22 protein-coding genes and 1 pseudogene are annotated in these 24902 nt (G+C 70.2%); 8 read left to right on the forward strand and 15 right to left on the reverse strand.

All coding sequences use genetic code 11. The features are described from left to right. Nucleotides 1-24: 24 nt before the first annotated feature. Nucleotides 25-1131: an IS630 family transposase gene (locus tag KO353_RS00650; protein ID WP_218285878.1), complete on the forward strand. Its 1107-nt coding sequence runs from the start codon at nucleotides 25-27 to the stop codon at nucleotides 1129-1131. A 128-nt stretch (nucleotides 1132-1259) separates the two neighbouring features. Further along, on the forward strand, nucleotides 1260-1427 hold the full coding sequence (locus KO353_RS00655) for a VOC family protein (RefSeq protein WP_218285879.1): 168 nt from the start codon (nucleotides 1260-1262) through the stop codon (nucleotides 1425-1427). A 195-nt stretch (nucleotides 1428-1622) separates the two neighbouring features. On the opposite strand, the gene KO353_RS00660 is transcribed toward KO353_RS00655, so the two are convergent. The 9 genes from KO353_RS00660 to KO353_RS00700 all read right to left on the reverse strand — a co-directional run bounded on the left by KO353_RS00660 (nucleotide 1623) and on the right by KO353_RS00700 (nucleotide 12502). Next, the gene (locus KO353_RS00660) at nucleotides 1623-2420 is read right to left on the reverse strand and encodes a potassium channel family protein (RefSeq protein ID WP_218285880.1); all 798 of its coding nucleotides are present in this window, start codon (nucleotides 2418-2420) and stop codon (nucleotides 1623-1625) included. A 180-nt stretch (nucleotides 2421-2600) separates the two neighbouring features. Beyond that, nucleotides 2601-3761, reverse strand: coding sequence for an iron-containing alcohol dehydrogenase (locus KO353_RS00665; RefSeq protein WP_218285881.1), 1161 nt, complete (start codon nucleotides 3759-3761; stop codon nucleotides 2601-2603). Between the two features lie 47 nt (nucleotides 3762-3808). Next, nucleotides 3809-4879 (reverse strand): ABC transporter ATP-binding protein, encoded by a 1071-nt coding sequence (locus tag KO353_RS00670; protein ID WP_218285882.1) that lies wholly within the window; start codon nucleotides 4877-4879, stop codon nucleotides 3809-3811. After that, nucleotides 4876-5868, reverse strand: a complete 993-nt coding sequence (locus tag KO353_RS00675; RefSeq protein ID WP_218285883.1) for an ABC transporter ATP-binding protein — start codon at nucleotides 5866-5868, stop codon at nucleotides 4876-4878. The genes KO353_RS00670 and KO353_RS00675 overlap by 4 nt, the downstream gene beginning before the upstream one ends. A 5-nt stretch (nucleotides 5869-5873) precedes the next feature. After that, on the reverse strand, nucleotides 5874-7331 hold the full coding sequence (locus KO353_RS00680) for an amidohydrolase family protein (protein ID WP_218285884.1): 1458 nt from the start codon (nucleotides 7329-7331) through the stop codon (nucleotides 5874-5876). Nucleotides 7332-7341: 10 nt separating this feature from the next. Beyond that, the gene (locus tag KO353_RS00685; RefSeq protein ID WP_235691960.1) at nucleotides 7342-8949 is read right to left on the reverse strand and encodes an ABC transporter substrate-binding protein; all 1608 of its coding nucleotides are present in this window, start codon (nucleotides 8947-8949) and stop codon (nucleotides 7342-7344) included. 26 nt (nucleotides 8950-8975) lie between these two features. Then, entirely contained in the window at nucleotides 8976-9848 is an 873-nt protein-coding gene (locus tag KO353_RS00690; RefSeq protein ID WP_218285885.1) for an ABC transporter permease, read from the reverse strand. Continuing rightward, nucleotides 9845-10786 carry an ABC transporter permease gene (locus KO353_RS00695; protein WP_218285886.1) on the reverse strand — a complete coding sequence of 314 codons (942 nt, stop codon included), beginning with the start codon at nucleotides 10784-10786 and terminating at the stop codon, nucleotides 9845-9847. Before KO353_RS00695 ends, KO353_RS00690 begins: the two co-directional genes overlap by 4 nt. A 6-nt stretch (nucleotides 10787-10792) precedes the next feature. Next, complete coding sequence (locus tag KO353_RS00700) at nucleotides 10793-12502, reverse strand: amidohydrolase (RefSeq protein WP_235691961.1); 1710 nt, start codon at nucleotides 12500-12502, stop codon at nucleotides 10793-10795. Between the two features lie 306 nt (nucleotides 12503-12808). Here KO353_RS00700 and KO353_RS00705 point away from each other — a divergent pair, with 306 nt between their 5' ends. Continuing rightward, nucleotides 12809-14398: an ABC transporter substrate-binding protein gene (locus KO353_RS00705; protein ID WP_218285887.1), complete on the forward strand. Its 1590-nt coding sequence runs from the start codon at nucleotides 12809-12811 to the stop codon at nucleotides 14396-14398. Nucleotides 14399-14492: 94 nt separating this feature from the next. Here the strand turns inward: KO353_RS00705 and KO353_RS00710 are convergent, their stop codons facing one another. The 4 genes and pseudogenes from KO353_RS00710 to KO353_RS00720 all read right to left on the reverse strand — a co-directional run bounded on the left by KO353_RS00710 (nucleotide 14493) and on the right by KO353_RS00720 (nucleotide 16838). Further along, nucleotides 14493-15425, reverse strand: coding sequence for a 2-hydroxyacid dehydrogenase (locus KO353_RS00710; protein ID WP_218285888.1), 933 nt, complete (start codon nucleotides 15423-15425; stop codon nucleotides 14493-14495). Beyond that, a complete protein-coding gene (locus tag KO353_RS16625) occupies nucleotides 15422-15856 on the reverse strand; it encodes a DUF1194 domain-containing protein (protein WP_268906202.1) in 435 nt (144 codons plus the stop codon). The genes KO353_RS00710 and KO353_RS16625 overlap by 4 nt, the downstream gene beginning before the upstream one ends. A 44-nt stretch (nucleotides 15857-15900) precedes the next feature. Continuing rightward, nucleotides 15901-16095, reverse strand: a pseudogene (locus tag KO353_RS16630) (DUF1194 domain-containing protein); the annotation flags it as partial. Then, complete coding sequence (locus KO353_RS00720) at nucleotides 16092-16838, reverse strand: SDR family oxidoreductase (protein WP_218285889.1); 747 nt, start codon at nucleotides 16836-16838, stop codon at nucleotides 16092-16094. The pseudogene KO353_RS16630 and the gene KO353_RS00720, both read right to left, overlap by 4 nt. Before the next feature lie 168 nt (nucleotides 16839-17006). Here KO353_RS00720 and KO353_RS00725 point away from each other — a divergent pair, with 168 nt between their 5' ends. From KO353_RS00725 to KO353_RS00735, 3 genes are read left to right on the forward strand one after another with little or no spacing between them, the layout of a single operon-like run. Further along, complete coding sequence (locus KO353_RS00725) at nucleotides 17007-17819, forward strand: hypothetical protein (RefSeq protein WP_218285890.1); 813 nt, start codon at nucleotides 17007-17009, stop codon at nucleotides 17817-17819. Between the two features lie 8 nt (nucleotides 17820-17827). Next, a complete protein-coding gene (locus KO353_RS00730; RefSeq protein WP_218285891.1) occupies nucleotides 17828-18712 on the forward strand; it encodes a hypothetical protein in 885 nt (294 codons plus the stop codon). Beyond that, on the forward strand, nucleotides 18709-20073 hold the full coding sequence (locus tag KO353_RS00735; protein ID WP_218285892.1) for a hypothetical protein: 1365 nt from the start codon (nucleotides 18709-18711) through the stop codon (nucleotides 20071-20073). The genes KO353_RS00730 and KO353_RS00735 overlap by 4 nt, the downstream gene beginning before the upstream one ends. A gap of 66 nt (nucleotides 20074-20139) precedes the next feature. Here KO353_RS00735 and trpE read toward each other — a convergent pair whose 3' ends face one another. Further along, the gene (trpE, locus tag KO353_RS00740; RefSeq protein ID WP_218285893.1) at nucleotides 20140-21648 is read right to left on the reverse strand and encodes an anthranilate synthase component I; all 1509 of its coding nucleotides are present in this window, start codon (nucleotides 21646-21648) and stop codon (nucleotides 20140-20142) included. Further along, on the reverse strand, nucleotides 21645-23537 hold the full coding sequence (locus KO353_RS00745) for a peptidylprolyl isomerase (RefSeq protein ID WP_218285894.1): 1893 nt from the start codon (nucleotides 23535-23537) through the stop codon (nucleotides 21645-21647). Before KO353_RS00745 ends, trpE begins: the two co-directional genes overlap by 4 nt. A 133-nt stretch (nucleotides 23538-23670) precedes the next feature. Here KO353_RS00745 and tpiA point away from each other — a divergent pair, with 133 nt between their 5' ends. Together tpiA and secG are read left to right on the forward strand one after the other, a co-directional pair. Next, nucleotides 23671-24411 (forward strand): triose-phosphate isomerase, encoded by a 741-nt coding sequence (tpiA, locus tag KO353_RS00750; RefSeq protein WP_218285895.1) that lies wholly within the window; start codon nucleotides 23671-23673, stop codon nucleotides 24409-24411. Between the two features lie 91 nt (nucleotides 24412-24502). After that, complete coding sequence (gene secG, locus KO353_RS00755) at nucleotides 24503-24835, forward strand: preprotein translocase subunit SecG (RefSeq protein ID WP_218285896.1); 333 nt, start codon at nucleotides 24503-24505, stop codon at nucleotides 24833-24835. Nucleotides 24836-24902 lie beyond the last annotated feature (67 nt).

Genomic DNA, 24902 nt, shown 5'->3' on the forward strand with positions numbered 1-24902 from the left:
GCCCAGACGTGGGAGTCGGGGCGGATGAGGGAAGGCGTTGAGGTCCGGTTCCGGCCGGGCGACCGGGAGCGGCTTGAAGGCGTGGTCTCTGACCGCAAGAGCCCGCGGCACCACGTCTGGCGGGCTCGGATCGTGCTGATGACCGCGGACGGCGCGGGCACGATGGCGATCCGCGCGGCGACCGGCAAAGGCAAACCCACGATCTGGCGCTGGCAGGCGCGCTCCATGCACGACGGTGCCGAGGGCTTGTTCCGCGACGCCCCGCGAGGCCGCGCCTTCGCTTCCACCTCGCCTGAGCAGATCGCCGCGGTGGTCGAACGCACGCTGCACGGCGACCCGCCAGCGGCGACGCACTGGACGTTGCGCTCGATGGGGAAGGCGAGCGGCCTGGCGCCGTCCACCATCCACCGCATCTGGCGCGAGCACGGCCTGAAGCCGCACCGGGTGGAGACCTTCAAGCTCTCCAACGACCCGAAGTTCGTCGAGAAGGTCCGCGGGCCGCAGGCAACGCCCGAAGGGCGGTACATCGTCGGCCTCTACGTCAACCCGCCCGAGCACGCCCTGGTGCTGTCGGTGGACGAGAAGAGCCAGATCCAGGCGCTCGACCGCACCCAGCCGGGACTGCCGATGAAGCGTGGCCGGGGTGCCACCATGACGCACGACTACAAGCGGCACGGCACGACAACGCTGTTCGCCGCGCTCGACGTGAAGGCGGGCACGGTGATCAGCCAGTGCATGCTCCGCCACCGCGCGGCCGAGTTCATCCGCTTCCTGCGGCTGATCGACAAGCAGACCCCTGCCGAACTCGACCTGCACCTGATCCTCGACAACTACGCCGCCCACAAGACCGAGGCCGTGAAGCGCTGGTTGGCCCGGCATCCCCGCTTCCACCTCCACTTCACGCCGACCTCGGCCTCCTGGATCAACGCCGTCGAGGGCTTGTTCGCCACGCTGACAAAGCGTCGCCTGAACCGCGGCATCTTCCGCTCCGTCATCGAGCTGAACCAGGCCATCCGCGCCTATCTCAATGCCCACAACGCCGACCCGAAGCCCTTCCGCCGGACCGCGCCCGCCAACACCATCATCGGCACGCACCAGCGCGGGAAACCTTCGCTGGAATCACTCCACTAGTTGCCTCCGCCAACTGGACCTGGGGCGAGGGCAATCCCGGCTATCGCTCCATCACGCTTTGCGGTGCGGAGATCCATCTCTCCTCCTTCGCCGGCGACGGCGCCTTCGGCACCGCGGTCTATCTCCGCGTGCCGGATGTGGAGTCGATCGCCGCCCGGCTCCGCGCCCTCTCGCCCGACTGCATCGAGCACGGCCCGGAGGATCAGGCCTGGGGCCAGCGTGAGCTCTACCTGCGCGACCCCGACAACAACCAGCTGCGCCTCGGCCAACCGGTCCCCGGCGGCGCCATCGGCTGATCCCGCCATGCCCTGCACGCACCGAGATCCACTCACGCGACCCAGCGCGGTCGCTCCCGGTGCGCTCTCTTGCCAAATCCTGCTAGCGTATAGTGAATCCGCAGCCTCCGCCGCGCTCTGCGCGCAAGGAGCCACCTGAAGACGTGTTCCGACGAGCGCCGGGCGCCCAAGTGCGCCCCCACGCCCGGAGCCCTCTCAGTCACGTCCCTCATCGGGGATGTTGAGCAGCGCGCCGCACGCCTTGCAGTGCACGGCGTCTGGGTCATGGCGCATGAGGCCGCAGCTCGGGCAGGGGAAGCGCACCTTGCGCGGCCGGAACAAGGCCTGCGCGAGTCTCAGGAACAGCGTCACCCCGGCGATCATGATCACCACCGAGATCAGCCGCCCCGTGGTGCCGGGGAGTGTGATGTCGCCGAAGCCCGTGGTGGTGAGCGCCGTGACCGTGAAGTAGAGCGCGTCGGCGTAGTTGGCGATCTGGTCGTTGCGACCGCTCTGCGTCTCATACACCACGGCCGTCATGACGAACACGAACACGCAGAGATGGACGGCGGCGAGGAACGCCTCCTCGTTGCGGCAGAAGAACGCAAAGTCCTGACGCAGCATCTCGGTCATTCGATAGGAGTGGAGGAGGCGCAAGGTTCGGATGATCCGCAGGAACCCGAGCCCCTCTCCGGCAAGCGGTGCGAGGAACGAGGCGATCGCGACGATGTCGATCACGGAGGCCGGTGTCGCTGCCGCGCGCAGCGCCCTCTTGCTCGCGCCGAGGCGAGCGAGGAACTCGGCGAGCAGAACGAGGCCGATCACGATGTCGGCCACCTCGATCGCGGGCATCCGCGGCATGAAGGACGTCGCGATCACGAACAGGATGGTGGCGATGTCGAATCCGAGGATCCCGTAACGGAACCGTCGGCACTCCGGCGCGGTGCCGAAATAGAGATGGTGCAAGCGCGCGCGCAGACGCGGCATGAGCGCCGGCAGATTCTTGGCCGTCATCCCCTGAGGTCCATCGATCGTGCGGGCGGAGGGTAGCGACAGGCTCGAAAGGCCGGCAACGGTGGCGGAGCGGGGTGTGACCGGGTCGCCCTGGCGATGGACGAGGGAAGGCGCAGCTTCCCGCGAAGGCGCCGCTGTCCTCGCCGCCGATGCCGATCGCAAGGAGCCGCCGCCCGGGCCCTATCCCCAGGCCTCGCGGTAGAGGGCGATGATCTCCTCCTTGGTCGGCACGCGCGGGTTGTTGGCCGGGCTGCCGCTCGCGAGGGCCTGATCCGCCATCAGCGGCAAAAGATCGTTCCAGCGGCGTTCGTCGAGCCCGTAGCTGCGCGGGCTTGGAACCGCGAGGTCGCGGTTGAGCGCATCGAGCTCCACGATTAGCCGCGCACCGGCGGCCGCGTCGTCATCCTCGGCGCGGGCCACGCCCATCGCCCGTGCGGCCTCGGCGTAGCGCGGCAGCGCCGCGTTGAGCGAGAAGCGGGTGACGGTGGGCAGGAGCATGGCGTTGGAGAGCCCATGCGCGACGTGGAAATGCGCTCCGATCGGCCGGCTAATGCCGTGGACAAGCGCGACGGAACTGTTCGAGAAGGCAAGCCCCGCGAGCGTCGCCCCGAGCATCATCGCCTCTCGTGCCGCCTCGTTCCTCGGATCGGCGTAGGCCGTGCGTAGGTTCCGCGCGATCAGCGCCATCGCGCGCAGAGCCATGGCATCGGAATAGGGGTTGGCGCGCTTCGACACATAGGCCTCGAGCGCGTGGGTGAGGCTGTCGATTCCGGTGTCGGCCGTGGTACGCGGCGGCACGGAATGGGTGAGCGTGTGGTCGACGATCGCCGCCGCGGGCAACGCCGCGAGCCCCGCGATCAGCATCTTCTCGTTCCGTTCCGTGTCAGTGACGACCGTGAAGCGCGTCGCCTCCGAGCCCGTGCCGGCTGTGGTCGGGATTGCAATGATGGGCAGGGCGGCCATGTCGGCGGCGGCTGGAACCTTCCAGTCCCGCATCTTGCCCCCGCCGGCGGCGAGGATCGCCATCGCCTTGGCCGTGTCCATCGGGCTGCCGCCGCCGAAGCCGATCAGGCAGTCGGCGTCGCTTCCGGCGAGCCGCTTCACCCCCGCCTCGACGACCGTGTCGGTCGGGTCAGGCACCGTGTCGCTGAAGACGGGTGGATCGATTCCACGCGCGCGCAGGGGGCCGAGAACACGCTCGACCGTGCCGGACGAGGCGAGGAACGGATCGGTCACAACGAATGGACGGGAGAGGCCGAGCTTGGCGAGAACCTCACCCACCTGCGTCACCGCAGTGCCGCCAACGAGCAGAAGCCGCGGCGAGACGATGGTCGCGATCATCGTGTTCCTCCTGAGCCGTCGAGGCGCACGCTAGGGCAGGTGCGTGCTCACGGCGAGGGGCGCCGCGCGGCGGCGAGTGCGAGCCGGCGGGCGACCGAGGGGCTCGGCGGGTGCGGCGCGAGGCTCGGGATGTCCGGAACGGCGAGCTCGTCGGCGCGATGGCAGGCGACGAGATGGCCCTCGCCGATCGGGCGAAGCGTAGGGCGCTCCTCGCGGCAGCGCGGCATGGCGTGGGCGCATCGCGTCGCGAAGCGGCAGCCGGGCGGCGGATTGATCGGGCTCGGCACGTCGCCGCCGAGTGCAGCCTCTCTCCGGCGACGCCTCGGGTCAGGCACAGGGATCGCCGCAAGCAGGGCCCGCGTGTAGGGGTGGCGCGGCCTTGCATAAAGTGCCGTCTTGGCCGCCGTCTCGACGATCTCGCCGAGATACATCACGGCGATCCGATCTGACACGTGGCGCACCACGGCAAGGTCGTGCGCGATGAAGAGATATGAGAGGCCGAGCCTCTGCTGCAGGTCTTTGAGAAGGTTTACCACCTGCGCCTGGATCGACACATCGAGAGCTGAGACCGGTTCGTCGCACACCACGAGGCGCGGGTTCACCGCAAGCGCCCGCGCGATGCCGATCCGCTGCCGCTGCCCGCCCGAGAACTCGTGCGGGAAACGCTCGGCGTGATACGGCGCGAGGCCGACAAGGCGGAGCAGTTCCTCGACGCGTGCACGGCGCTCGGCAGCATCGCCAAGCCCGTGCACCTCCATCGGCTCGGCAATGATTCGGCCAACCGTCATGCGCGGGTTGAGCGAGGCATACGGGTCCTGGAAAACGGGCTGCATCGCCCGTCGCACCGGGGCGAGAGCGGCCCCACGCAACCTGGTGATGTCCTCGCCCGCGAAACGGATCGTTCCGGCCGTCGGTTCAAGAAGCCGCAGGACGAGGCGGGCGGTGGTGCTCTTGCCGCAGCCCGATTCGCCGACAAGCGAGAGCGTCTCTCCCTCGGCGAGGTCGAACGACACCCCGTCCACCGCGCGAACGGATCCGATCACCCGGGAGAACACGATCCCGCGCTCGACCGGGAAGTGTTTGGCAAGGTCGCGCACGGAAAGCAGCGGCGCGCTCACGCGAGGGCGGCCTCGACCGGTGCCTGCCAGCAGGCGACGACATGACCGGGCCCGAGGGAGCGCAACTCGGGCATCTCCACCCGGCAGCGTTCAGTCGCGAAGCCGCAGCGCGGGTGGAAGCGGCAGCCGCGCGGCAAGGCGAAGGGGGGCGGCACCGTTCCCTCGATGGCAAGCAGCGTCTGGCTCTCCCCGTCGAGCCGCGGCACCGAGCCGAACAGGCCGAGCGTATAGGGGTGCTGCGCGTCGCCAAACACGGCTTGCACCGGCCCTGTCTCAACAACTCGGCCACCGTACATCACCGCGACCTCGTCTGCCATCTCCGCCACCACGCCGAGATCATGGGTGATGAGGATGATCGCCATCCCCGTCTCCTCCTGCAGGGCGCGGAGGAGATCGAGGATCTGCGCCTGGATGGTGACGTCGAGAGCTGTGGTCGGCTCGTCGGCGATCAGCAGCCGCGGCGCACAGGCGAGCGCCATCGCGATCATCACGCGCTGGCGCATCCCGCCCGAGAGCTGGTGCGGATATTCTTCGAAGCGACGCTCGGGCGCGGGGATGCGCACGCGGCGCAGGCTTTCGATCGCAAGCTCCTTGGCCGCTTTCGGAGAGAGGTCGCGATGCGCGCGCACCGCCTCCACGATCTGCCGTCCTACGGTATGCACCGGGTTGAGGCTCGTCATCGGCTCCTGGAAGATCATGCCGATCGAGCCGCCACGGAGAGCGCGCATCTCCGCTTCCGGTAGCGCGAGGAGATCGCGCCCATCGAAGCGTATCGCCCCGCCCGCGATCCGGCCCGGGCGCGGAACGAGCCGCATCACCGAAAGCGACAGCACGCTCTTGCCGCAGCCGGATTCGCCGACGATGCCGAGCGTCCTGCCGGGCCGGACGGAGAGCGACACCCCGTCCACCGCCGGTAGGTCGCCGGCGGAGGAGCGGAACACGGTGCGGAGGTTCTCGATCTCGAGGAGGGGGGCGGCCTGCTCGGCCATCCTGGTCAGATCGTGAGAAAGGTTGGCGGGCTGATCGCCTCGAGCGGGCGGTGCGCCCAGTCGCGCTCCGGCACGCCTGCGATCATCTGCTTCTGCGCCTCCTCGAGCTCGGCGGCGGCGGCGGCGTAGTCGATCGTGAGGCACTTCCCGTCGCGCACGACCTCGTGGCCGTCGACGAACACGGAGCGTATCGCACGGTCGGCCGCGGCGTAGATCAGGCTGCGCACAGGGTCGCGGGCGGGGCGCATGCCGGGGTGCGTGATGTCGACCAGAACGAGGTCGGCGCGGCAGCCTGGGGCGAGGCGGCCGATGTCGTCGCGCCCGAGCGCCTTGGCGCCATTCACCGTCGCCGCCTCGAACAGGTCGGCCGAGGTCAGCGCGCGGGGAGTTTCAGCCATCATCCGCGCGGCATAAGCCGCGAGCCGCATCTCGTCGAGCATGTTGTGCGGGAAGGTGTCGGTGCCGAGGCCGATATTGACGCCGCGGCGGCGATAGCGGCCGAAGTCGCGCAGCATGATGCCGCGCCTGGCAAACACGGTCGGGCAATGCGCGACGGTCGTTCCGCTGTCAGCGAGAAGGCCGAGATCGATGTCGGTCGACCAGCGCGTGCGCGGGTGGTCGTCGAGGAAGATCCCGTGGCCGATGATCGTGTTGGGCCCGAGCGTGCCGAGCTTGTCGAGCCACTGAATCGGCGTCAGCCCATGCCGGCGCGTGATCTCGTGGAACTCGACCACGCTCTGAGCGGCATGGATCTGCCAGGAGAGGCCACGGCGCTTCGCCTCGGCATGGCTGTCCTTCAGCAGCTCGGGCGTGCAGGTGTCGATCTGCGCCGGCACGACCATGCCGGAAAGGCGGCCCGAAGGGTGCTGCTCCGCCCGCTCGATCAGCGCGAAGGCCTCCTCCATCGCCTTCACGCCTGCTTTCTCGTCCCACTCGTAGTCAACCACGTGGCCGTTGCGCGTGAACCAGCGCGCCGAGCGGAACATCGGCGCGATCACGACACGCAGGCCGCTCTCGCCGAGCAGGTCAAGCCAACCGGGGTGGGCCATCGAGAGATCGGCCACCGTGGTGACACCCGAAAGCAGGAGTTCGGCGAGCGCCACGCGCACACAGGCCTTCACGCCTGATGGATCGCCCCGGAAGATCGGCAGGTATTCGTAGAGGGAGGAGTTGTAGAGACCGGGGGAGCCGACCTCGTCGGTCAGCCCCTTGTTCATCGGCTCCGAGGAGGGGTGGCAGTGGATGTTGACGAGCCCGGGCATCACCATCAGCCCCGAGCCGTCGATCACCCGATCCGCAGGGCCATCGTAGCCACGCCCGACGAAGGTGATGGCGCCGCCGCGCCAGGCGACATCGGCTCCCGGCATGTAGGCATGCCTCTCTGCCGACGCATCCCAGGCCACTGCGAAGGCGGCGTTGCGGACGAGCGTGGTCGGCTCAGGTGCGAGCGGCGCTTCGGTCATTGCTGCCTCCTCACTGCGTCAGCCGGATGTCGAGGCCCTTGTAGAGGGCAGCGGAATACACGCCGTGCGGGCGTGCGCCCTGGACCCGCCTGCCCGAGGCGAGCCAGAGCTGCGAGTGCGCGATCGGGAACCACACATTCGCCTCGGTGAGCTGGCGCTGAACCTTGGCGATCGCCTCCTGCCGCACCCGCTCGTCAAGTGCTGCGCGGGCGGTCGCGATCCACGCGTCAGTCTGTTCGTTCTTCCAGTTCATCCGGTTCGGCGTCGGCACCGCCGCGGAGCGGAAATAGAGGCTCATCGCATCCGTTGCCGAGGTGTAGGGGTAGGACATCGTGAAGGCGTCGAACTCCTGGGTCGCGAGCCGGCCCCAAGCGACGGTTGCGTCGAAGAGCTGGATTCGCATCTCGATGCCGACGCGCCGGAGATCAGCCTGCATCGCCTCCGTCATCTGCCGGTTCGCCTGCGTGGTGATGCCGTAGACGAGGAAGGACGCGCGCTGCCCGTCCTTAACGCGAATCCCGTCAGGCCCCGGCCGCCACCCAGCCTCGTCGAGGATACGCCGTGCCTCGGCTGGGTCGTAACCGACCTGCATCGCCTTCGCTTCAGGGTCGAAGCCGGGGGCGGCGGGGTGGATGATGGAGCGCATCGGGTCGGCCGCGCCGAAGAAGGTCGCCCGCACCATCGCATCTCGGTCGATCGCAAGGTTGACGGCGCGGCGGATCACGGGATCGCTGACCACCGGCTTGTCGACCTTGAAGCCCATGAAGACGTCGACGAAATAGTTCTCCTGGCGCGTCATCGTGATACCGGGCGTGCGCTTCAGCGTCTCCACCGCAAAGAAGGGGATGTACTGGGTGATGTCACCCTGGCCCGTCTGCAGTGCCGCGATCCGCGTGTTCGGGTCGGGAATCACGCGCCAGATCACGCGATCGACTTGCGGGCGCGGGTTCTGGTAGATCGGCGGGCCCCAGGCGTAGGTCGGGTGCTTCTGCAGCACGAGCTCCTGCCTCGGCGTCCAGCTCACCCAGCAGAAGGGGCCGGTTCCGTTGAAGCCCTGGGTGCCGAAATTGTCGCCGAGCCGCTCGACAGTGTTTCGGTCGATCACGCCGGCAAAGTAGAGCGTGAGCTGGAGCAGGAGCTCGCCGAACGGCTCCTCGAGCTCGTACTCGACAGTTGTGGCATCGACGGCGCGGATATCCTTCACGTTCCCGGCTCGGCCGCGCACGGGGCTGCGCGTGGCGGGGTCGATCCAGCGCTTGAGGGAGTAGACGACGTCCTCGGCCGTCATCTTCCGCCCATCGCAGAAGGTCACGTCGTCACGCAGCTTGAAGGTGTAGAGCTTGCCGTCCTCGCTCACGGTCCAGGATGTCGCAAGGCCTGGGCGAATGGTCTTCTGGTCCCAATCAAGCGAGACCAGCGTGTCCGTCATCATGTAGATGACCTCGCCGGCGGCGAAGGCCGTCACCTTGTGCGGGTCGTAGCGGTCGGCGTCGATCTCGCGCAAGACGACGAGGGTGTTCCGGGGCGCGGCCTGCGCCCAGGCAGCTTCGGCCGAAAACATGCTGAAAGCGCCGGCCGCGCCCATCAGCAATGCCTTGATCGTCCGTCGAAGCGGCATTGTTCGTCTCCCGTCTCGTTGAGGCGTCACACACGAAGCTTGGGGTCGAGCACGTCGCGCAGGGCATCACCGAGCACGTTGAACGCGAGCACGACCAGGAAGATCAGTACCGAGGGTACGACCGCGATATGCGGCGCGAAGAAGAGGAAGTTGCGCCCCTCTGCCGCCATCGCGCCGAGCTCGGCCGTCGGCGGCTGCGCGCCCAGGCCAAGGAAGGAGAGGGCGGAGCCGAGCAGCACCACCTGGCCGAAACGGAGCGTGGCAAACACGAAGATCGGCGAGAGACAGTTCGGCGCGAGATGGCGCCAGATCAGACGGGCGTCGCTCATTCCCACCGCGCGCGCCGCCTCGATATAATCGAGCTTCATCACGACGAGGGCGGCGCCGCGGACGATCCGTGCCATCAAGGGAACGGTCGCGATGGAGAGGGCGATCACCACCGCGATGAGGCCGGGGCCGAAGATCGCCGCGATCGCAAGCCCGAACAGGATCGCCGGGAAGGAGAGGAGCATGTCCATCAGCCGCATCAGGATGCCGTCGAGCCGGCGGTAGAACGCGGCGAGGAAGCCCACGAGAATGCCGATGGCACCGCCGATCGCGAGCGAGACGAGGCCGATCAAGAGCGTGGCCCGCAGCCCGAACAGGCAGCGCACCACGAGGTCGCGCCCCTGCGCATCGGTTCCGAGGAGATACTCGCCTCCGGGCGGCTGCAGCGTGGCCCTCAGATTGTTCTCGTAAGGATCGACGCTGGTGAGCCACGGCGCGAACAGGGCGGCGAACAGGGTTGCGAGGACGAAGCCGAGCGCGATCGCCGCGGCCGGATCGGACACCAATCGCCGCAGCACGCCCGGGCGCGCGGGCGCCTGTGGCACGTCCGTGGTCGCCGCCACCGCTGTCATGCGGCCCTCACCCGCGGGTCGAGGACTGCGTAGAGCACGTCCACGAGCAGATTGATCAGGATGAAGCCGAGCGAGAGCACGATGATCGTTCCCTGCGCGACCGGCATGTCGGAGGAGAGGATCGCCCCGACCGCAAGCCGCCCCACACCGGGCCAGGAGAAGATCGTTTCGGTGACGACTGCCCCGCCGAGCAGGAAACCGACCTGAAGGCCGATCAACGTCACCACCGGGATGAGCGCGTTGCGCAGGGCGTGGTGAAGCACGACCATCCGCTCCACGAGCCCCTTGGCGCGGGCGGTGCGGACGTGATCCGCCCCGAGCACGTCGAGCACGGCCGTTCGCGTCATCCGCGCCACCGGGCCGACGAACACGCCGCCGAGGGTGAGGGCCGGAAGCGCGAGCGCCTTGATCCCCTCGAGGGTCCAGATCGGCCCTCCCCGGCCGGTGAAGGGCAGAAGCTGCCACTTGAAACCGACGAGCCAGATCAGCATCAGCCCGACGAAGAACACCGGCACCGACACGCCCGCCACCGCGAAGGCCATCACGGCGCGGTCAAGCAGCGAGCCGCGCCAATATGCGGCGACGGTTCCCAGCAGGATCCCAAGCGGGATCGACCAGAACAGCGCACCGGCCATCAGCTCGAGCGTCGGCCCGATCGTGGCGCCGAGCTCCTGGGCGACGGGCACGTTGTTGATGATCGAGACGCCGAGATCGCCCTGGGCGAGCCGACCAAGATAGAGCAGGAACTGCATCCAGAGCGGCTGGTCGAGACCGAGGTCGCGCCGGATCGCCTCGATCACGTCCGGCGTGGCGAGCGGGCCGGCGCGCACCACCGCCGGATCGGTCGGCACGACTTGGAGCAGGATGAAGCCGATCAGAAGCACCCCGAACATCACGGGGATCGCGGTGAGAAGCCGGCGAGCGATATGGGCGAGCATCGGCCGTCAGTGACGTGCGGCGAGCGCGCCGTGGCGATCGTGCGTCACGACACCGCCGCATAGCGTCAGGTCGCAGGAGATGCCGCGCACACGCTCGATGAGCGCCTCCGGTTCGAGTGCGAAGAGGTCCTCCGAGAGCACGGCGATATCCGCATCGAGCCCAGGGCTCAACCTGCCGCGACGGGTCTCGGCGAACTGCGAGAAGGCGCCGCACCACGTGTAGCAGTGCAACGCCTCGGCAAGCGTCAGCGTCTCATCCGCGCCGAGCACGGTGCCCCGGTTCGTGCGCCGCGTCAGCATCGCGTAGAGATTGACGAAGGGATCGACGGTCGAGACAGGACAATCGGACGAGGCGGAGGGGTTGTGCCCCTCGGCAAGCCAGGTGCGCATCGGATAGGCGGCCTCCGCGCGCGGCAGGCCGAGATTGCGCACATAGAGGTCGCCGAACTCGTACATGAACACGGGCTGGGGCACGGGCAGGATGCCGCGCGCGAGCATCCGGCGACGCTGGTCTTTCGTCACGAAGCCGCAATGCTCGATCCGATGCCGACGGCCGGCGAGCTGGTGCTCGGGCGTGTCCGCCGTCTCCATCGCGGTGAGCACCTGCTCGATCGCGGCGTCGCCGATCGCGTGGATGTCGAGCTGCCACCCCTGGCGATGATACCGGCCGAGCAGGAGATGCATCGTCTCGTCCGGAAAGCAGAACACACCCCGGCCGCCGCCGGCCTGCTCGAGGTAGGGATCGAAGAACGCCGCCGTCAGCCCACCCGCCGAGCCGTCGGCGAACACCTTCACCGCTCCCCAGCGCAGCCTCTCGTCGCCCGCGTTCGGCCTGAGCCCGGCGGCCCAGGCGGTCTCGGCGATCCCCTCCGGATTGCCGGCGAGCACCTGCCACATGCGCTGTGAGAGGCGCCCCTCGGCCTTTGCCCGCTCGTAGGCGGCGATCTCGGCCATGCCCGCCGTCATGCCGACATTCATGTCGGTTGCCGAGGCGAAGCCGAGCGCGGCGAGCTCACGCCCGGCCGCTTCGATCGCCTCGACCATCCGCGCCTCCGAGGGCGGTGGCACGACATCAAGGACGAGCCGCATCGCGCGTTCCTGGAACAGACCGGTGAGGCGGCCCTCCCGGCGCTCGATCACGCCCCCTTCCGGATCGGGCGTGTTGTGGCCGACGCCCGCGCGCGCCATCGCCGCGCTGTTGGCCACTCCCATGTGGCCGCAGGTTCGGCGGATGAACACGGGATTGTCCGGCGCGACGCGGTCGAGCTCCTCGGCCGTCGGGTGCCGCCCGACGTCCAGGGCACCGTGATCATAGCCTCGGCCGATCACCCACGCCCCCTTCGGTGCCGTCTCGGCCGCGGCGCGAATGCGTCGGAGCAGTTCGTCGAGCGTCGTCACCTCCTCGGCGCGCAGGTTCACCTCCGCAAGGCCGAGCCCGTAGGGAAGCAGGTGCATGTGGGCTTCGTTCAACGCGGGAATCGCGAGGCGCCCGGCGAGGTCCACCCGGCGCGTGTGCGGGCCGGCGAGGGGGAGAACCTCGTCGTCGGTGCCGACGGCGACGATCGATCCCCCGCCCACGGCAAGCGCGGTCGCTTTCGGGAGGCCCAGGCCACGCCAGATCGTGCCTCCCCAGAGGATGATGTCCGCGCCCGGTGCGGAGTCCGTCACGAGGAAGCGTTCCAGCGTGGCGGCGATCGCCGCAGGACGGCGCGCCACGAGGGGGGCGTTGCGAAAAGACGGCTCACGTGCAGAGCTCCCGGCGATGCTGTGCTCGCGAGGGGATGTTCGAGCGCATCCGCGGGTGCGTCAAGCGCCTCGGCCCCGGCGTGTTCGCGCCGAGCTTTCCCGCAGCCTGGATCGCCGCAGCTGCGGTTCTGTTCCGTGCGCGTGGGCGGCCGGCGGACGCGGATCGTCACCGGAGGTTGTCGAGGGAGGCAGGAGCATCATCCTGGTCCATCTTGCCGCGTCGGATCGCGGTTGATACCGTGCCGGTCACTTAACGGATGTCGAGATGTGACCGCGATGGCACGACGCTCTCTTGCCGTGTGTACGGCTCTGTCGATCTCGGTCGCAGCTTTCGCCGCGCCGGCCCTCTCCCAGGCGCCCGCGCAGAGCACGCTCAGGATCGTTTTGATCAACGACCTCGCCAGTCTCGACCCGGTGCAGTCGACGGCCGCCTTCGTGCGCAACCATGGCTTCATGGTCTACGATCAGCTGTTCGGCCTTGACAGCCGTGGGGTCCCACGCCCGCAGATGGTCGAGACGCATGTCGCCTCGCGGGACGGGATGGAGCACCGTTTCACCCTGCGCGAGGGGCTCGCCTTCCATGACGGTGCGCCCGTGCGCGCGGCGGATGCCGTCGCCTCGATCCGACGCTGGGCGCAACGGGACGTCGTCGGGCGGGCCCTCGCGTCTGCGACCGCGGCGATGGAGGTCGTCGACGACAGGACATTCGTCATCCGGCTCTCGCGTCCGTTCGCTCTCGTCACCGAGGCACTCGCCCGGCCGACGGCGAGCGCCCTCTTCGTGATGCCGGAGCGCATCGCCGCCACCCCGCCGACCACGGCGATCACAGACGCGACCGGTTCCGGGCCCTTCATCTTCCGCGCATCGGAGTGGCAGGCGGGCAACCGGGCGGTCTACGTGCGCAACCCCAACTATCGCCCGCGCGCGGAGGAGCCGGATGGGCTTGCGGGCGGGAAGGTCGCGAAGGTCGATCGGATCGAGTGGGTCTCGATGCCGGACGGGGCGACCGCGGCGGCAGCGCTGCAGACCGGCGAGATCGACTTCATCGAGCAGCCCTCGCCCGACCTCGTCCCGGTTCTGGAACGTAACCGCAACATACGCCTGATCGCTCTCAATCCGGTCGGCTTCATGGTCTGGCTCAGGATCAATCACCTCCATCCGCCGTTCAATGACCCGCGCGCGCGCGAGGCGCTGCTCTACCTCGTCAATCAGCAGGAGGTGCTGCAGGCGATCGGTGTTCGCCCCTCGGAACAGGTGCCCTACTGCCCGGCCTATTTCATGTGCGGCACGCCGCTCGAGAGCAGTGCCGGGGCGAAGGGGCTGCGCGAGGCGGATATCCCCCGCGCGCGAGCGCTGCTGCAGGCAGCGGGCTATGACGGCAGGCGGATCGTGTTCATGAACGCGACCGACAGCCCCATCAACAATGCCGCAACCCTCACCATGGCCCAGGCCTTCGCCAAGGCAGGGCTGAACATGGACGTTCCGTCGATGGACTGGGCGACGGTGACGCAGCGTCGCAACCGACGCGAGCCTCCTGAGCAGGGGGGGTGGAACATGTTCGTGACGGTGGCGAACGTGCTCGACGGCCAGAACCCGCTCACCAATCTCTACCTTGCCTCTCCCTGCGACGGCGGGATCACCGGCTGGCCATGCGACGAGGAGCTCGAGCGGCTTCGGCGGGCCTGGTGGGAGGAATCTGATCCCGCGAGGCGTCAGGAGCTCCTGCACCGCGTGCACGCCCGCGCCTACGAGGTGATTCCCTACATCAACGCCGGGCAGTTCCGGACGCTCGCCGCCTACCGCGCCAACATCCACGGCATCCGCCAGACGACGATCCCCGTCTTCTGGGGTGTCGAGAAGCGCTGAATGTGATGGGGCCAGATCGGCGTGCGCGGAGGAGGCGAAGCGCAAGGCGCATGACCCGCAAGTCTGAGGGCCGGGGGCGCTGCGCCACCCGCGCTCAGTAGCCGCGGCGCGGATCGAAGGCGTTCAGCACCGTCCCGTCCACCTCGAAGGCACGGATCGCCTCCGCAACGAAGCGAGCCCGCGCAGCCCTGTCCGGGAAGCTCGCGACATGCGGGGTGACGAAGATCATCGGATGCGTCCAGACGGGGCTGTCCTCTGGCAGCGGCTCGACGTCGAACACATCGAGCGTCGCTGCTTCGAGCTGACCTGACTCGAGCGCGGCGAGAAGATCGGGGATCACCACATGGCATCCCCGCGCGGCGTTGATCACGCACGCCCCGCGCGGCAGCATCGCGAAGGTGCGGGCGTTGAGGATTCCCGTTGTCTCGGGCGTCGCCGCGAGCAGGCAGAGCAGGATTTCGGTGCTGGAAAGGAAGGCCGGAAGGGCGGAGGCGCCGGCGAAGGTCTCGATTCCCTCGAGCGCGCGCTCCGTTCGCGCCCAGGCGCGGACGCGGAAGCCGGCCTCCCGCAGGGCGCAGGCGGCGGGAAGCCCGAGTGTTCCGAGACCCATGATGCCGACGGTGCGGTTCGCGGCCTCCGTCGTCTCCGCCTCCTCCCAACGACGCACGCGCTGGTTGGCGATGAAGCGGTGGAACTTCCGATGATGGAACAGAACCGTCGCGAGCGCATACTCGCGCATCCGCGCCACCGCCTCGGGCGCGCCCATCTTGGCGATCGGCACCGCGGGAAGGCGGTCATCCGCCAGCAGATGGTCCACACCCGCGCCGGAAGAGATGACCAGCCGGAGGTTCGGGAAGCTCGCGAGGCGCCCCGGCTCCGGCGCCCAAACGAAGGCGTAGGCGACGTCCTCGGGCCGCACCGTCGGGTCGTCCCACCAGCGCACCTCAAGGCCCGGCAAAAGCTCGGCGAACAGCGCCTGCCACTCGGGCAGCGACGCCGCGCCGCCCGTCTTGACGAGCAGGATCATGCGATCTCGCGGACAAGCTTGCGCCGCAGGGCGGCCATGAACTCCGCCCTGGTCGGTGCGGATTCGACGAAGGCGCCCGGGCCGCCGATCACGTCGCGCTCGTACTGCGCCACAAGCCCGGCGCGTCCCTCGACGATGGCGAGCGCATTGATCACCACGCCCTTCGCCACCGCCGCATCGCGCGCGAGCGGGGCGGGGCGGAGGCTGCGCATGTCGCCCGCGTCGCCAGAGATGTCGATCACCTTGCGGGTCGCCTCGAAGGGGGAGGCCTCGAGCAGCGCGACGGCGTGGTCGATCGCGTCCCCGATCGCGTTCCAGGACTGAACCGACCGTGGCGCCGCGAGCAGCGCACGCGCGAAGGAGGACGCCCCCTCCGCGCCGGCGATGATGGTCCGAGCACCACGGTCACCGCGCCGCCGGGCGCTCCCCACTCCACATAAGCGACGGCGATCCGCCCGATGGGCCCCGAGCGTATGGCGGCGAGCACGCGGGCATCCCCGACCGCCTCGGCGATGCCTTCCTTCTGCAGGCGGAACTCGGTCGCGTCGATCGAGCCGGAGGCATCCGCCGCGAGCACGAGCACGACGTCCACAGGATCGGCCGCGCGGGCCGCAGGAGCAAGCGCCGCGGTTGCCGCGGCGGCGAGGAGGGTGCGCCGTCGTGCGGTCATCCGCGGCCGAGGAAGGGCATCTTGGTTGCCATGATCGTCAGAAACTGGACGTTGGCATCGAGCGGCAGGCTCGCCATGAAGGCGATGGCGCGGCCGACATAGGCGACGTCCATCCTCGGCTCGACGGCGAGCCGGCCATCCGCCTGCCTCACCCCAGCTGTCATCCGCTCGGTCATCTCGGTGGCGGCGTTGCCGATGTCGATCTGGCAGACGGCGATGTCGTACTTGCGACCGTCGAGCGAGGCGGTCTTGGTCAGCCCGAGCACGGCGTGCTTGGTGGCCGTGTAGGGGGCGCTGTCCGGTCGCGGCGCATGGGCGCTGATCGAGCCGTTGTTGATGATCCGCCCGCCGCGTGGCGTCTGGCTCTTCATCACCCGGAACGCCGCCTGGGTGCAGAGGAACACGCCGGTGAGGTTCACGTCGACCACGGCCTGCCAGGTCTCGAACGGCAGGTCCTCGAGCGGCACGCCGGGTGCGTTCAGCCCCGCATTGTTGAATACGCAGTCGACGCGGCCGAAGGCCTGCACCGCCTGCGCGAACAGGGCGTCGACCTCCTCTCTCTTCGCGACATCGGTCGGCACCACCAGCGTCTTCGCGGGGCCGGCGGCGGCTGCGGTCGCCTCGAGCGCCTCGCGACGGCGGCCGGCGAGAACGACGGCCCAACCGTCGGCGGCAAGAGCAAGCGCAGCAGCGCGCCCGATGCCGCTCCCCGCCCCGGTCACGATCGCAACGCGTTCGCTCACCCCCTCGCCCCCTCCTTGTCCGGCCAGCCCGTCCCGCGCCCCTTCGCGGCCACGCCATTTGGCCCGGGCGAGACGCTCCTGGCAACGCCATGGCGTTGCCTCATGCGATCGCGTTCACCGGGCGTTAACGCCGAGGCTGATAAAGAGCCGCAAGGCGGCGAGGGAGCCATGAGCGGTCGGACGGAAGGCTCTGGGCAGGAGGAGCGGCAGGCGTCGGAGCGAGCGGCCGACGGCGCGGTCGAGCCAGGCCTTGTCTGGACCGGCGCGATCGACGCGATCGCCGCGCGGGCCAGCCTCTACCTCTCGGTCGGGTACGGCCTGCACCTCAGGGGGCCGGCCGGCACGGGCAAGGCAACGCTTGCGCGTGCACTTGCCGCGCGGCGCGGCGGGGAGATCGTCATCGCTTCCCTCGGTGCGCCGGTCGAGCCGCTCGCGGCCTTGACGGTCGCCTCGGCTGCAGGCGCGACGCTCATCGTCGATGCCGAGGCGGAAGGGTTTGCCGCGTCCGTGCCGCGGCTTGCCGCCACGCTCTCTGGAGGGGCACCGGCGCATTCCGGCTTCCGGGTGATCGTCCTGTCGCGCCCGGGCGCGGCAGTGCCGGAGCTTCTGCTCGACCGTCTGGTCACGATCGACTGCGACGGGTATGACCGGGAGACCGAGCTTGCGATCGTCTGCGCCCGAAGCGGGCTCGGCCCCGACGAAGCCGGGCGGATCATCGACATGGTGCGCGACCTCAGGCGCTCGCGCGAATACGCGCACCGGCCGAGCCTGCGCTGCGCGATCACGCTCGCGGCCCTTGCGAAGGCTTCGGGAGCCGCCATCCGCGCCGACGATCCGCTGTTCGTCGCGCTTGTTCTCGATGTGCTTGGCGCACGGCTGAAGGTTGGGCCGGATGGGCTCGTCGATCCGCGGTATCGCCAGATGCTCCAGAAGCTCGTCGGCCATTTCTGCGGCGACCGGCCGGGCCCTCTGTCGCCATGACCGCACGGGTGGTGCTCACGGTCCTCGGTGTTGCGCCGGCAGAAGGGGCGGCAAGGGTTGCGGCGGCGCTCGGCTCAGGGCCGATCCCGGTGATCGTATGCCGCGCAGGCAGGATCGCCGGCTTTGCCGTGCGCGGCCGCGCCTGGATGGACCATCGTGACGAGCTTCGGTCGGCACTGGGCCGCGCAGCGGCTGTCTCGAGCTTCCTTCCCGCTGATCCGGGCCGGGCGGTCTGCGACGCGTCCGCCTGGCCGAACGTGATCGCCGCCGCCTCCGGCCCGCTCGCCGATGCGCTCGCCCGCGACGGGGAGGCGCAGCAATGGGACGTCACGATCATGCAGTCGGAACGGCGGCCGTGCGCCGCCGACCGGGCCGGCCTCGTCCGGTCCGCACTCCTGTCGAAGGCCCTCAGCGTCAGGCTGCGCGGCACGCGTGCAGGTCTCGTGGCGAGCCTGTTGATGCCGCGGGCGTCAACGGCGAGCATGCTCGCTTTTCTGGCCGAGGTCCCCGTGCGGCTCGACGGCACCGTCACGATCGAGGGGCCGCTCCCCCCGCTCGCCTTCTCGGCCTTCCGGCTCGAGCGCGCCGAAAGCGCGGCGCTCGAGCGCGCCTGGGCGATGCTCGCGCTTCGCGACCGGACCGATCCGACCGAGCTCGCGCGGCGCTGGCGCGGGCTTGCCTTCGCGCTCGACCCACGGCGCGACGGTGGCCGCCGCTGCGAGCGGCGGTACCGCGAGGCGGGCCGTGCCTACGGGTTGTTGCGCGGTCTCGCCGAAGGTCTTGGCGCGCGGGCGTTCCGGCGTGACGAGCTCTTCGCCCTATGCGGCAGAACCGTCGCGGTCCCCACAGTCGGGATGTCGTGGGCGGAGAGTCGCGCGATGGTGCCGGCATGATCAGGACGCTCGGCGCGACCTGGATCGCCGCTGCGGCGATCGCCGCCGTCGCCGCCGGCCTTGCGATATTCCATCTCGCTTCGGCAACGGCAGAGCCGATCGCGATCGCGGCGATTGCTGCGTCGATCGTCGCTGCCGTGCTGGCGCTGGTCGCCGCGCCGCTCGCGCTCGCACCGGGAGAGGCGCTGCGCGCCTCGCTGGAGCAAGGCGCGTCCGGGTGGGGAACGGCGCGGCGCGATCTCTGGGGCAGGCTCGCGCGCGAGATCGCGCGCCTCGCCGAGCCTGCCTCGCCGCCGCCTGATCCGTTCCTCGAGATGCGCCGGCTTGCGGCCAACCTCGAACTGACCCTTCGCGAGACCGGCGAGGAGATGGGTGTTGCCCGCCGCGCGGTCGCCGAGGCCGCTCAGTCGATCATCGAGGCGGCACGCGCGAGCGGCCGGCTCGCGGCCGCAGCGGAGAGCACGGAGCAGCGGCTCGCCAGCGCCGCTGCGGCCGCCGCAGCGGCGAGCGGCGCGCTCGCGCACCTGCCCGGATACGCGAGTGTGATCGAGGCGGCATCGCACCGGACAGGTGCGGCAGCGAGCGCGGTGACGGAAGCCCTGGCCGAGCTGATGGCGCGGCGGGAGCCATCGCCCGCCGAGGCGGCGTTGCGCGAGGCGCTCGCGCGTGGCGCCGACCAGGCACGCCGCCTCGAGGCGGTGATGCCGCTTCTGCTCGAGGCCATCAGTCGCCTGCCGTCCGCTGCGGCGAGTGGGGAGCGCCTCGCCGCCCTTGCCGAGTCGCTCGGGGCGAGCGCGGCGCTGCTGGCCGACGGGCTTGCACGGCTCGATGCCGCCTCAGCCCGGGTCGAAAGCGCCGCATCGTCGCTCGTGGTTCCAGATTTCGCCGCTCTGCTCGAGGCCGAGGCAGCCCGCCACGCAGCGTTGCGCGAGGAGGTCGTCGCTGCCGCCGGGCTCGCGGTCGAGACCGCCGTGACCCGGCTTGCCGACGTCTCCGAGGTGATCGCGATCGACGCCGTATGGCGCGCGGGCGATGCCGCGGCCGCGGCGGTCGCCCGGGTCGAGGCCTGCGCCCGTTCGCTCGCCGAGGCAGCGGCAACCGAGCACAGCGAGCAGGAGGCTCGACTCTCTTCCCTCGCAGGCGGGCTTGCTGCCACCAGCGAGACCCTCGAACGGTGTGTGGCCGAGGCGGAGGGGCTGATTGCGCGGCTCGAGGCGGCGACGGCGACGCGTTCGCTGCCGCGCGAGGCGATCGAGGTCGCCGGGGAGGAGCCGCTTTCCTCCGTCGCGGCCCGCCTGCTCGCGGAGCTTTCTGAAACGCACGAAGAGGGGGCGGCGGTCCTGTCCGACGGCGCCGATTAGTCGGACGATCGTCTGCGAACGATCGCCGGCGCGATCGCGGCCCGCGCCCTGGCCTGACCCCACCTCTCAGCGCCCGCCGCGCTGGAAGCGCACGGCTTCCTCGGCGGCGCGGATCAGCGCGCGCGCCTTCTGGCGCGTCTCCTCGTACTCCGCTTTCGGGTCGCTGTCGGCCACCACGCCGGCGCCGGCCTGAACATAGAGCATGCCGTCCTTCACCACGGCGGTGCGCAGACCGATGCAGGTGTCCATGTTGCCGCGCGCGTCGAAATAGCCGATGCACCCGGCGTAGATCCCGCGCCGCTCCGGCTCGAGCTCCTCGATGATCTCCATGGCGCGGACTTTCGGCGCGCCGGAGAGGGTGCCGGCCGGGAACCCGGCGCAAAGCGCGTCGATCGCATCGAGCCCCTCGCGCAGCCTTCCCTCCACGGTGGAGGAGATGTGCATGACATGGCTGTAGCGCTCGACCACGAACTGCTCGGTGACGCGCACGCTGCCGATGGCGGCCACACGGCCCACATCGTTCCGCCCGAGGTCGAGCAGCATCAGGTGTTCGGCGCGCTCCTTCGGGTCGGCGAGCAGTTCCTGCTCGAGGCGCTGGTCCTCCTCATGGGTGGCGCCGCGTGGGCGTGTTCCCGCGAGCGGCCGGATCGTCACCACCCCGTCACGCAGGCGAACCATGATCTCGGGCGAGGAGCCGACCACGGCGAACCCTCCGAAGTCGAGGAAGAACAGGAAGGGCGAGGGGTTGAGCCGGCGCAGGGAACGGTAGAGGGCGAAGGGCGGCAGGGAGAAGGGAACGCGGAAGCGCTGCGAGGGGACGATCTGGAACGCATCGCCTGCGGCGATGTACGCCTTGGCGCGTTCGACCGCGGCGATGAACTCGGCCTCCGTCATGTTACTCTCGACGGGCCCGAGGGAGGCGCTCGTGCGCGGTGCGGCTGGCGGCGGAGGAAGGGGGCGGGCGAGCGCGGCCGCGGCTGCGGCGAGGCGGGCTTCCGCGGCGGCAATCGCCGCCTCAGCGTCGAGCCCCGGTTCGGGCCGGAGCGTCGTGGCGAAGGTGAGTGTGTCTGCCACCGTATCGAACACGGCGACGATGGTCGGCCGCATCAGGATTCCGTCGGGCAGGCCGAGCGGATCGGGGTTCGTTTCGGGGATCCGTTCGATCCGGCGGACGAAATCGTAGGCGAGGTAGCCCACGAGGCCTGCGGCCATAGGCGGCAGGTGCGAAGGCACCTCCACCCGAGCCGAGGCGACCAGCGCCCGCAGCGAGGCGAGCGCTCCCTCCGGCTCCGGGCGCCAGGCCTCCGGGTCGGTGAGCGCGAACCGGTTGATCTCCGCCCGGTCGCCGCGGCAGCGCCAGATCAGGTCGGGGTCGAGCGCGATGATGGAGTAGCGGCCGCGCGTGGCGCCGCCCTCGACGCTCTCGAGCAGAACCGCGTTCGGCCGCCCGGCAGCCAGCTTGAGGAAAGCGGAGACCGGCGTCTCGAGATCGCTCACCGTTGTGGTCCACAGGAGCTGCGGCCTGCCCTCGGCATAGGCCGCGCGGATGGCCTGCGGGTCGTGCGCCTCAGTCATGGATCGGTGCCGACCATGATCCGGATCGCCCGCGGGTCGATCCTCGCCCCGGCGCGCGTCTGGATGGCTTGGGCGAATTGCGCCTCGAGGTCATCGGCAAGCGCACTGGACAGGGCGGCACGCACCGGCTCGAGCCGCTCGGGCGTTGGGTCGGGCCTGATCACGCGCGCGAGCGAAACCACGATAAACGCCTCATTCGCCTCGACCATGGTCACTCCGCCGGGCGCGAGGCCGAAAATCGCCTGCAACACCGCCGGCGGCGGCGCCCCGGCGCCGCGTGCCGCCCGGTTGAAGGGGCCGATCCGGCGCGCCGTCCAGCCCTGCGCCGCCGCCGCCGCCTCGAACGGCGTCCCGCCCTGGACGGCCGCGAGAAGCTGCGCGGCCTGCGTCTCCATCGCCCGGCGGCGCTCCGCCTCCTCCCAGGCCCTCCGTACCTCGGCGGCGATGGTCTCGAACGGCCGCAGCGCGGGCGGCGTCACCGCCTCGACCTGGACGGCGAAGAAGTTGGCCCCGTCCGCCTCCACGAGCCGTGTGGGCGGACCAGGCTCGGTGGCAAAGACGGTGTCGATCGCCCGCGTGCCCCATGGCGCGAGGTCGATCCGCGTCCCGTCCGGAGCGCGCCCGTTACGATCCATCGCCGGGATGTCGCGAAGCCTGAGCGCGTGGCGACGCGCAACCTCGGCGAGCGGGATTCCCTCGGCGATGCTGTCCTCGACCCGGTTGGCGATGCTGTAGATCCGCTCCGCGGCGAGCTCCCCCGCCACGTCGCGCGCAAGCTCCTCCCGCACCTCCTCGAAACTCCGAGTGGTGGCGGGTGCGATGGCAACCACCCGCATCACATGCCAGCCGAAGGGTGTGCGCAGCGGCTCGAGCACCGCGCCTGCGCCGGCGCCGAAGGCCGCCTCGGCCAGCGTCGCATCGGGGAGTTCGGCAGCGGTGACAGCACCGAGCGCGACGGCCGTGCCACCGGCCTCGGCGGCGCGCGCCTCGACGGACGCGAAGTCGAGCCCCTCGCGCCAGGCTTGGGCGAGGGCGCGTGCGGCGGCCTCGTCTGCAAGAACCGCCTGCTCGATCGTCCGACGCTCCGCCTTTTGGAACTCCGCGGCGCGGGCGTCGTAGGCGGCGCGGAGCTGCGCCTCTGTCGGCGTGATCTCGCGCGCCACGTCCTCGACGGTGAGCGCGACCAAGGCGAAGCGCCGGTACTCGGGCGCGGTGAAGCGCTCGGCGTTGTTCTCCCAGAAACGTCGGAGCTGATCCTCGGCGGGCTCCGGCGGGGCGGCGGCGGCGATAAACGGCATCTCCACGGCGAGCACCTCTCGCTCCTCCGCCCGGAAGGCGAGCACCGGTGCGGCAAGCGCCACCGGCGCCACCGCGCCCGCGCGCACGGCGGCAAGCAGCTGCTGCCGCTTGACGTCGCCGCGCAACAGCTCGAGGAAGCGAGCCTCGGTCAGCCCGGCGTTGCGCAGGAAGGCGTCGAAGGCGACGCGGCTGAAGCGGCCGTCGAGGCCCTGGAAGGCCTGGGCCGAGAATACGGCCTCGCGGAGCGCGTCGTCCGTCACCACGATGCCCCGCGCCTCGGCTTCCGCCGCGATCGCGGTCAGCGTGACGAGGCGGTTGACAGCATCCTCTGCGATCCTCTGGCGCAGCGGCGCGAGCGGCTGGAACTGCGGGCCGAACGTCCTCTGCAACTCGGCGAGCTGGCGTCGATAGGCGTCCGTCGCGTCGGCGAGCGGCACCTCGCGGTCGCCGACCGTCGCGACCGCGGTCGGCGCTCTGCCCCGGCCGGTGACAAAGTCGCCGATGCCCCAGACCGCAAAGGAGAGGATCAAAAGGACGAACAGCGCCTTGGCGACCCAGGAGCTGAGCCAGCCGCGCATGGCGGTGAGCATCGGACGCGAACCCTCAGACGGTGCCCAATCGAGGGCGCGGACCATAGGCGAGCGGCCAGGGCACGGCAACAAACCCCGGTTCCCAATCCCTCGACCAGCCTGTAGGAAGCGCCCCCGGTGGGCGGGGACGCGGATGGCAGGCGCGCTGATCGTCGGCAACTGGAAGATGAACGGGCTCTCCGAGACGGCACGCGCGCTCGCCCGAGCTGTGCGTGACGGGGCCGGCACGGTCGCCGATCGGGCCTGCCTCGTCCTCTGCCCTCCCGCTACGGTCCTGGCTCTGGTCGCGGCCGAGCTGAACGGTTCTTCGGTCCGTGCCGGCGGGCAGGACTGCCACCACAAGGCCGAAGGGCCGCACACGGGCGATATTTCCGCCGCGATGCTGAAGGACGCCGGGGCGTCCTTCGTGATCCTCGGCCATTCGGAGCGGCGGGCCGACCATGGCGAGACGGACGCGATCGTCGCCGCCAAGGCCAGGATGGCGCTTCGCTTCCAGCTCCGGCCGATCGTCTGCGTCGGCGAGACCCTGGCCGAGCGCGACCGTGGCGCCGCCGAGGCGGTGGTGGAGACGCAGCTCCTCGGCTCGCTTCCCGAGGGCTTCGCCGAAGCCCAGGGGATTGTCGCCTACGAGCCGGTCTGGGCGATCGGCACCGGGAGGACGCCCACGCGCGACGAGATCGGGGCGATGCACCGGCACATCCGGAGGCTGCTTGCGGAGCGCGAGATGGCAGCGGTGCCGATCCTCTATGGCGGCAGCGTCAAGCCGGCGAACGCGGCCGAGATCCTGGCCGTGCCAGATGTCGGCGGCGTGCTGGTGGGAGGGGCGAGCCTGATCGCGCGGGATTTCCTCGCGATCGCCGCGGCGGCCCCGTGACCAGACCGTCCGTGGCACGGGTGCGGGGGTGGCGCAGGCCCTGCGAAGCCGCTATAGGCCCTCGGCACGCTGGAACGGACACAGAAGGCCAATGACCACCATCCTCTTGGTCATCCACCTCTTCGTGACGGTCGCTCTGATCGTCGTCGTGCTGCTCCAGCGCAGCGAGGGCGGGGGCCTCGGGATCGGCTCGGGCTCCGGCGGCCTAGGGAACTTCCTCTCCGGCCGTGGCACCGCCAATCTGCTCACGCGCACCACCGCCGTGCTCGGCACGATCTTTTTCGCGCTGTCGCTCGCTCTTGCCCTGCTCAACCAGGGCACCCGTCAGCCGCGGTCACTGCTCGAGCAGCCGCCCGCGTCCAGTGCTCCGGCCGTGCCCGCGCCGGCAACGCAGCCCTCCGGCCCGGCGGTTCCGACCAACTGACGCCGCTGAGCCGTCAAGCCGTTCAAACGCTCGGCCGCGCGGATCCGGCCTGCGCAGGAGGGGCGTT

It is taken from the genome of Elioraea tepida, assembly GCF_019203965.1.
GTDB classification, from domain to species: domain Bacteria; phylum Pseudomonadota; class Alphaproteobacteria; order Acetobacterales; family Acetobacteraceae; genus Elioraea_A; species Elioraea_A tepida.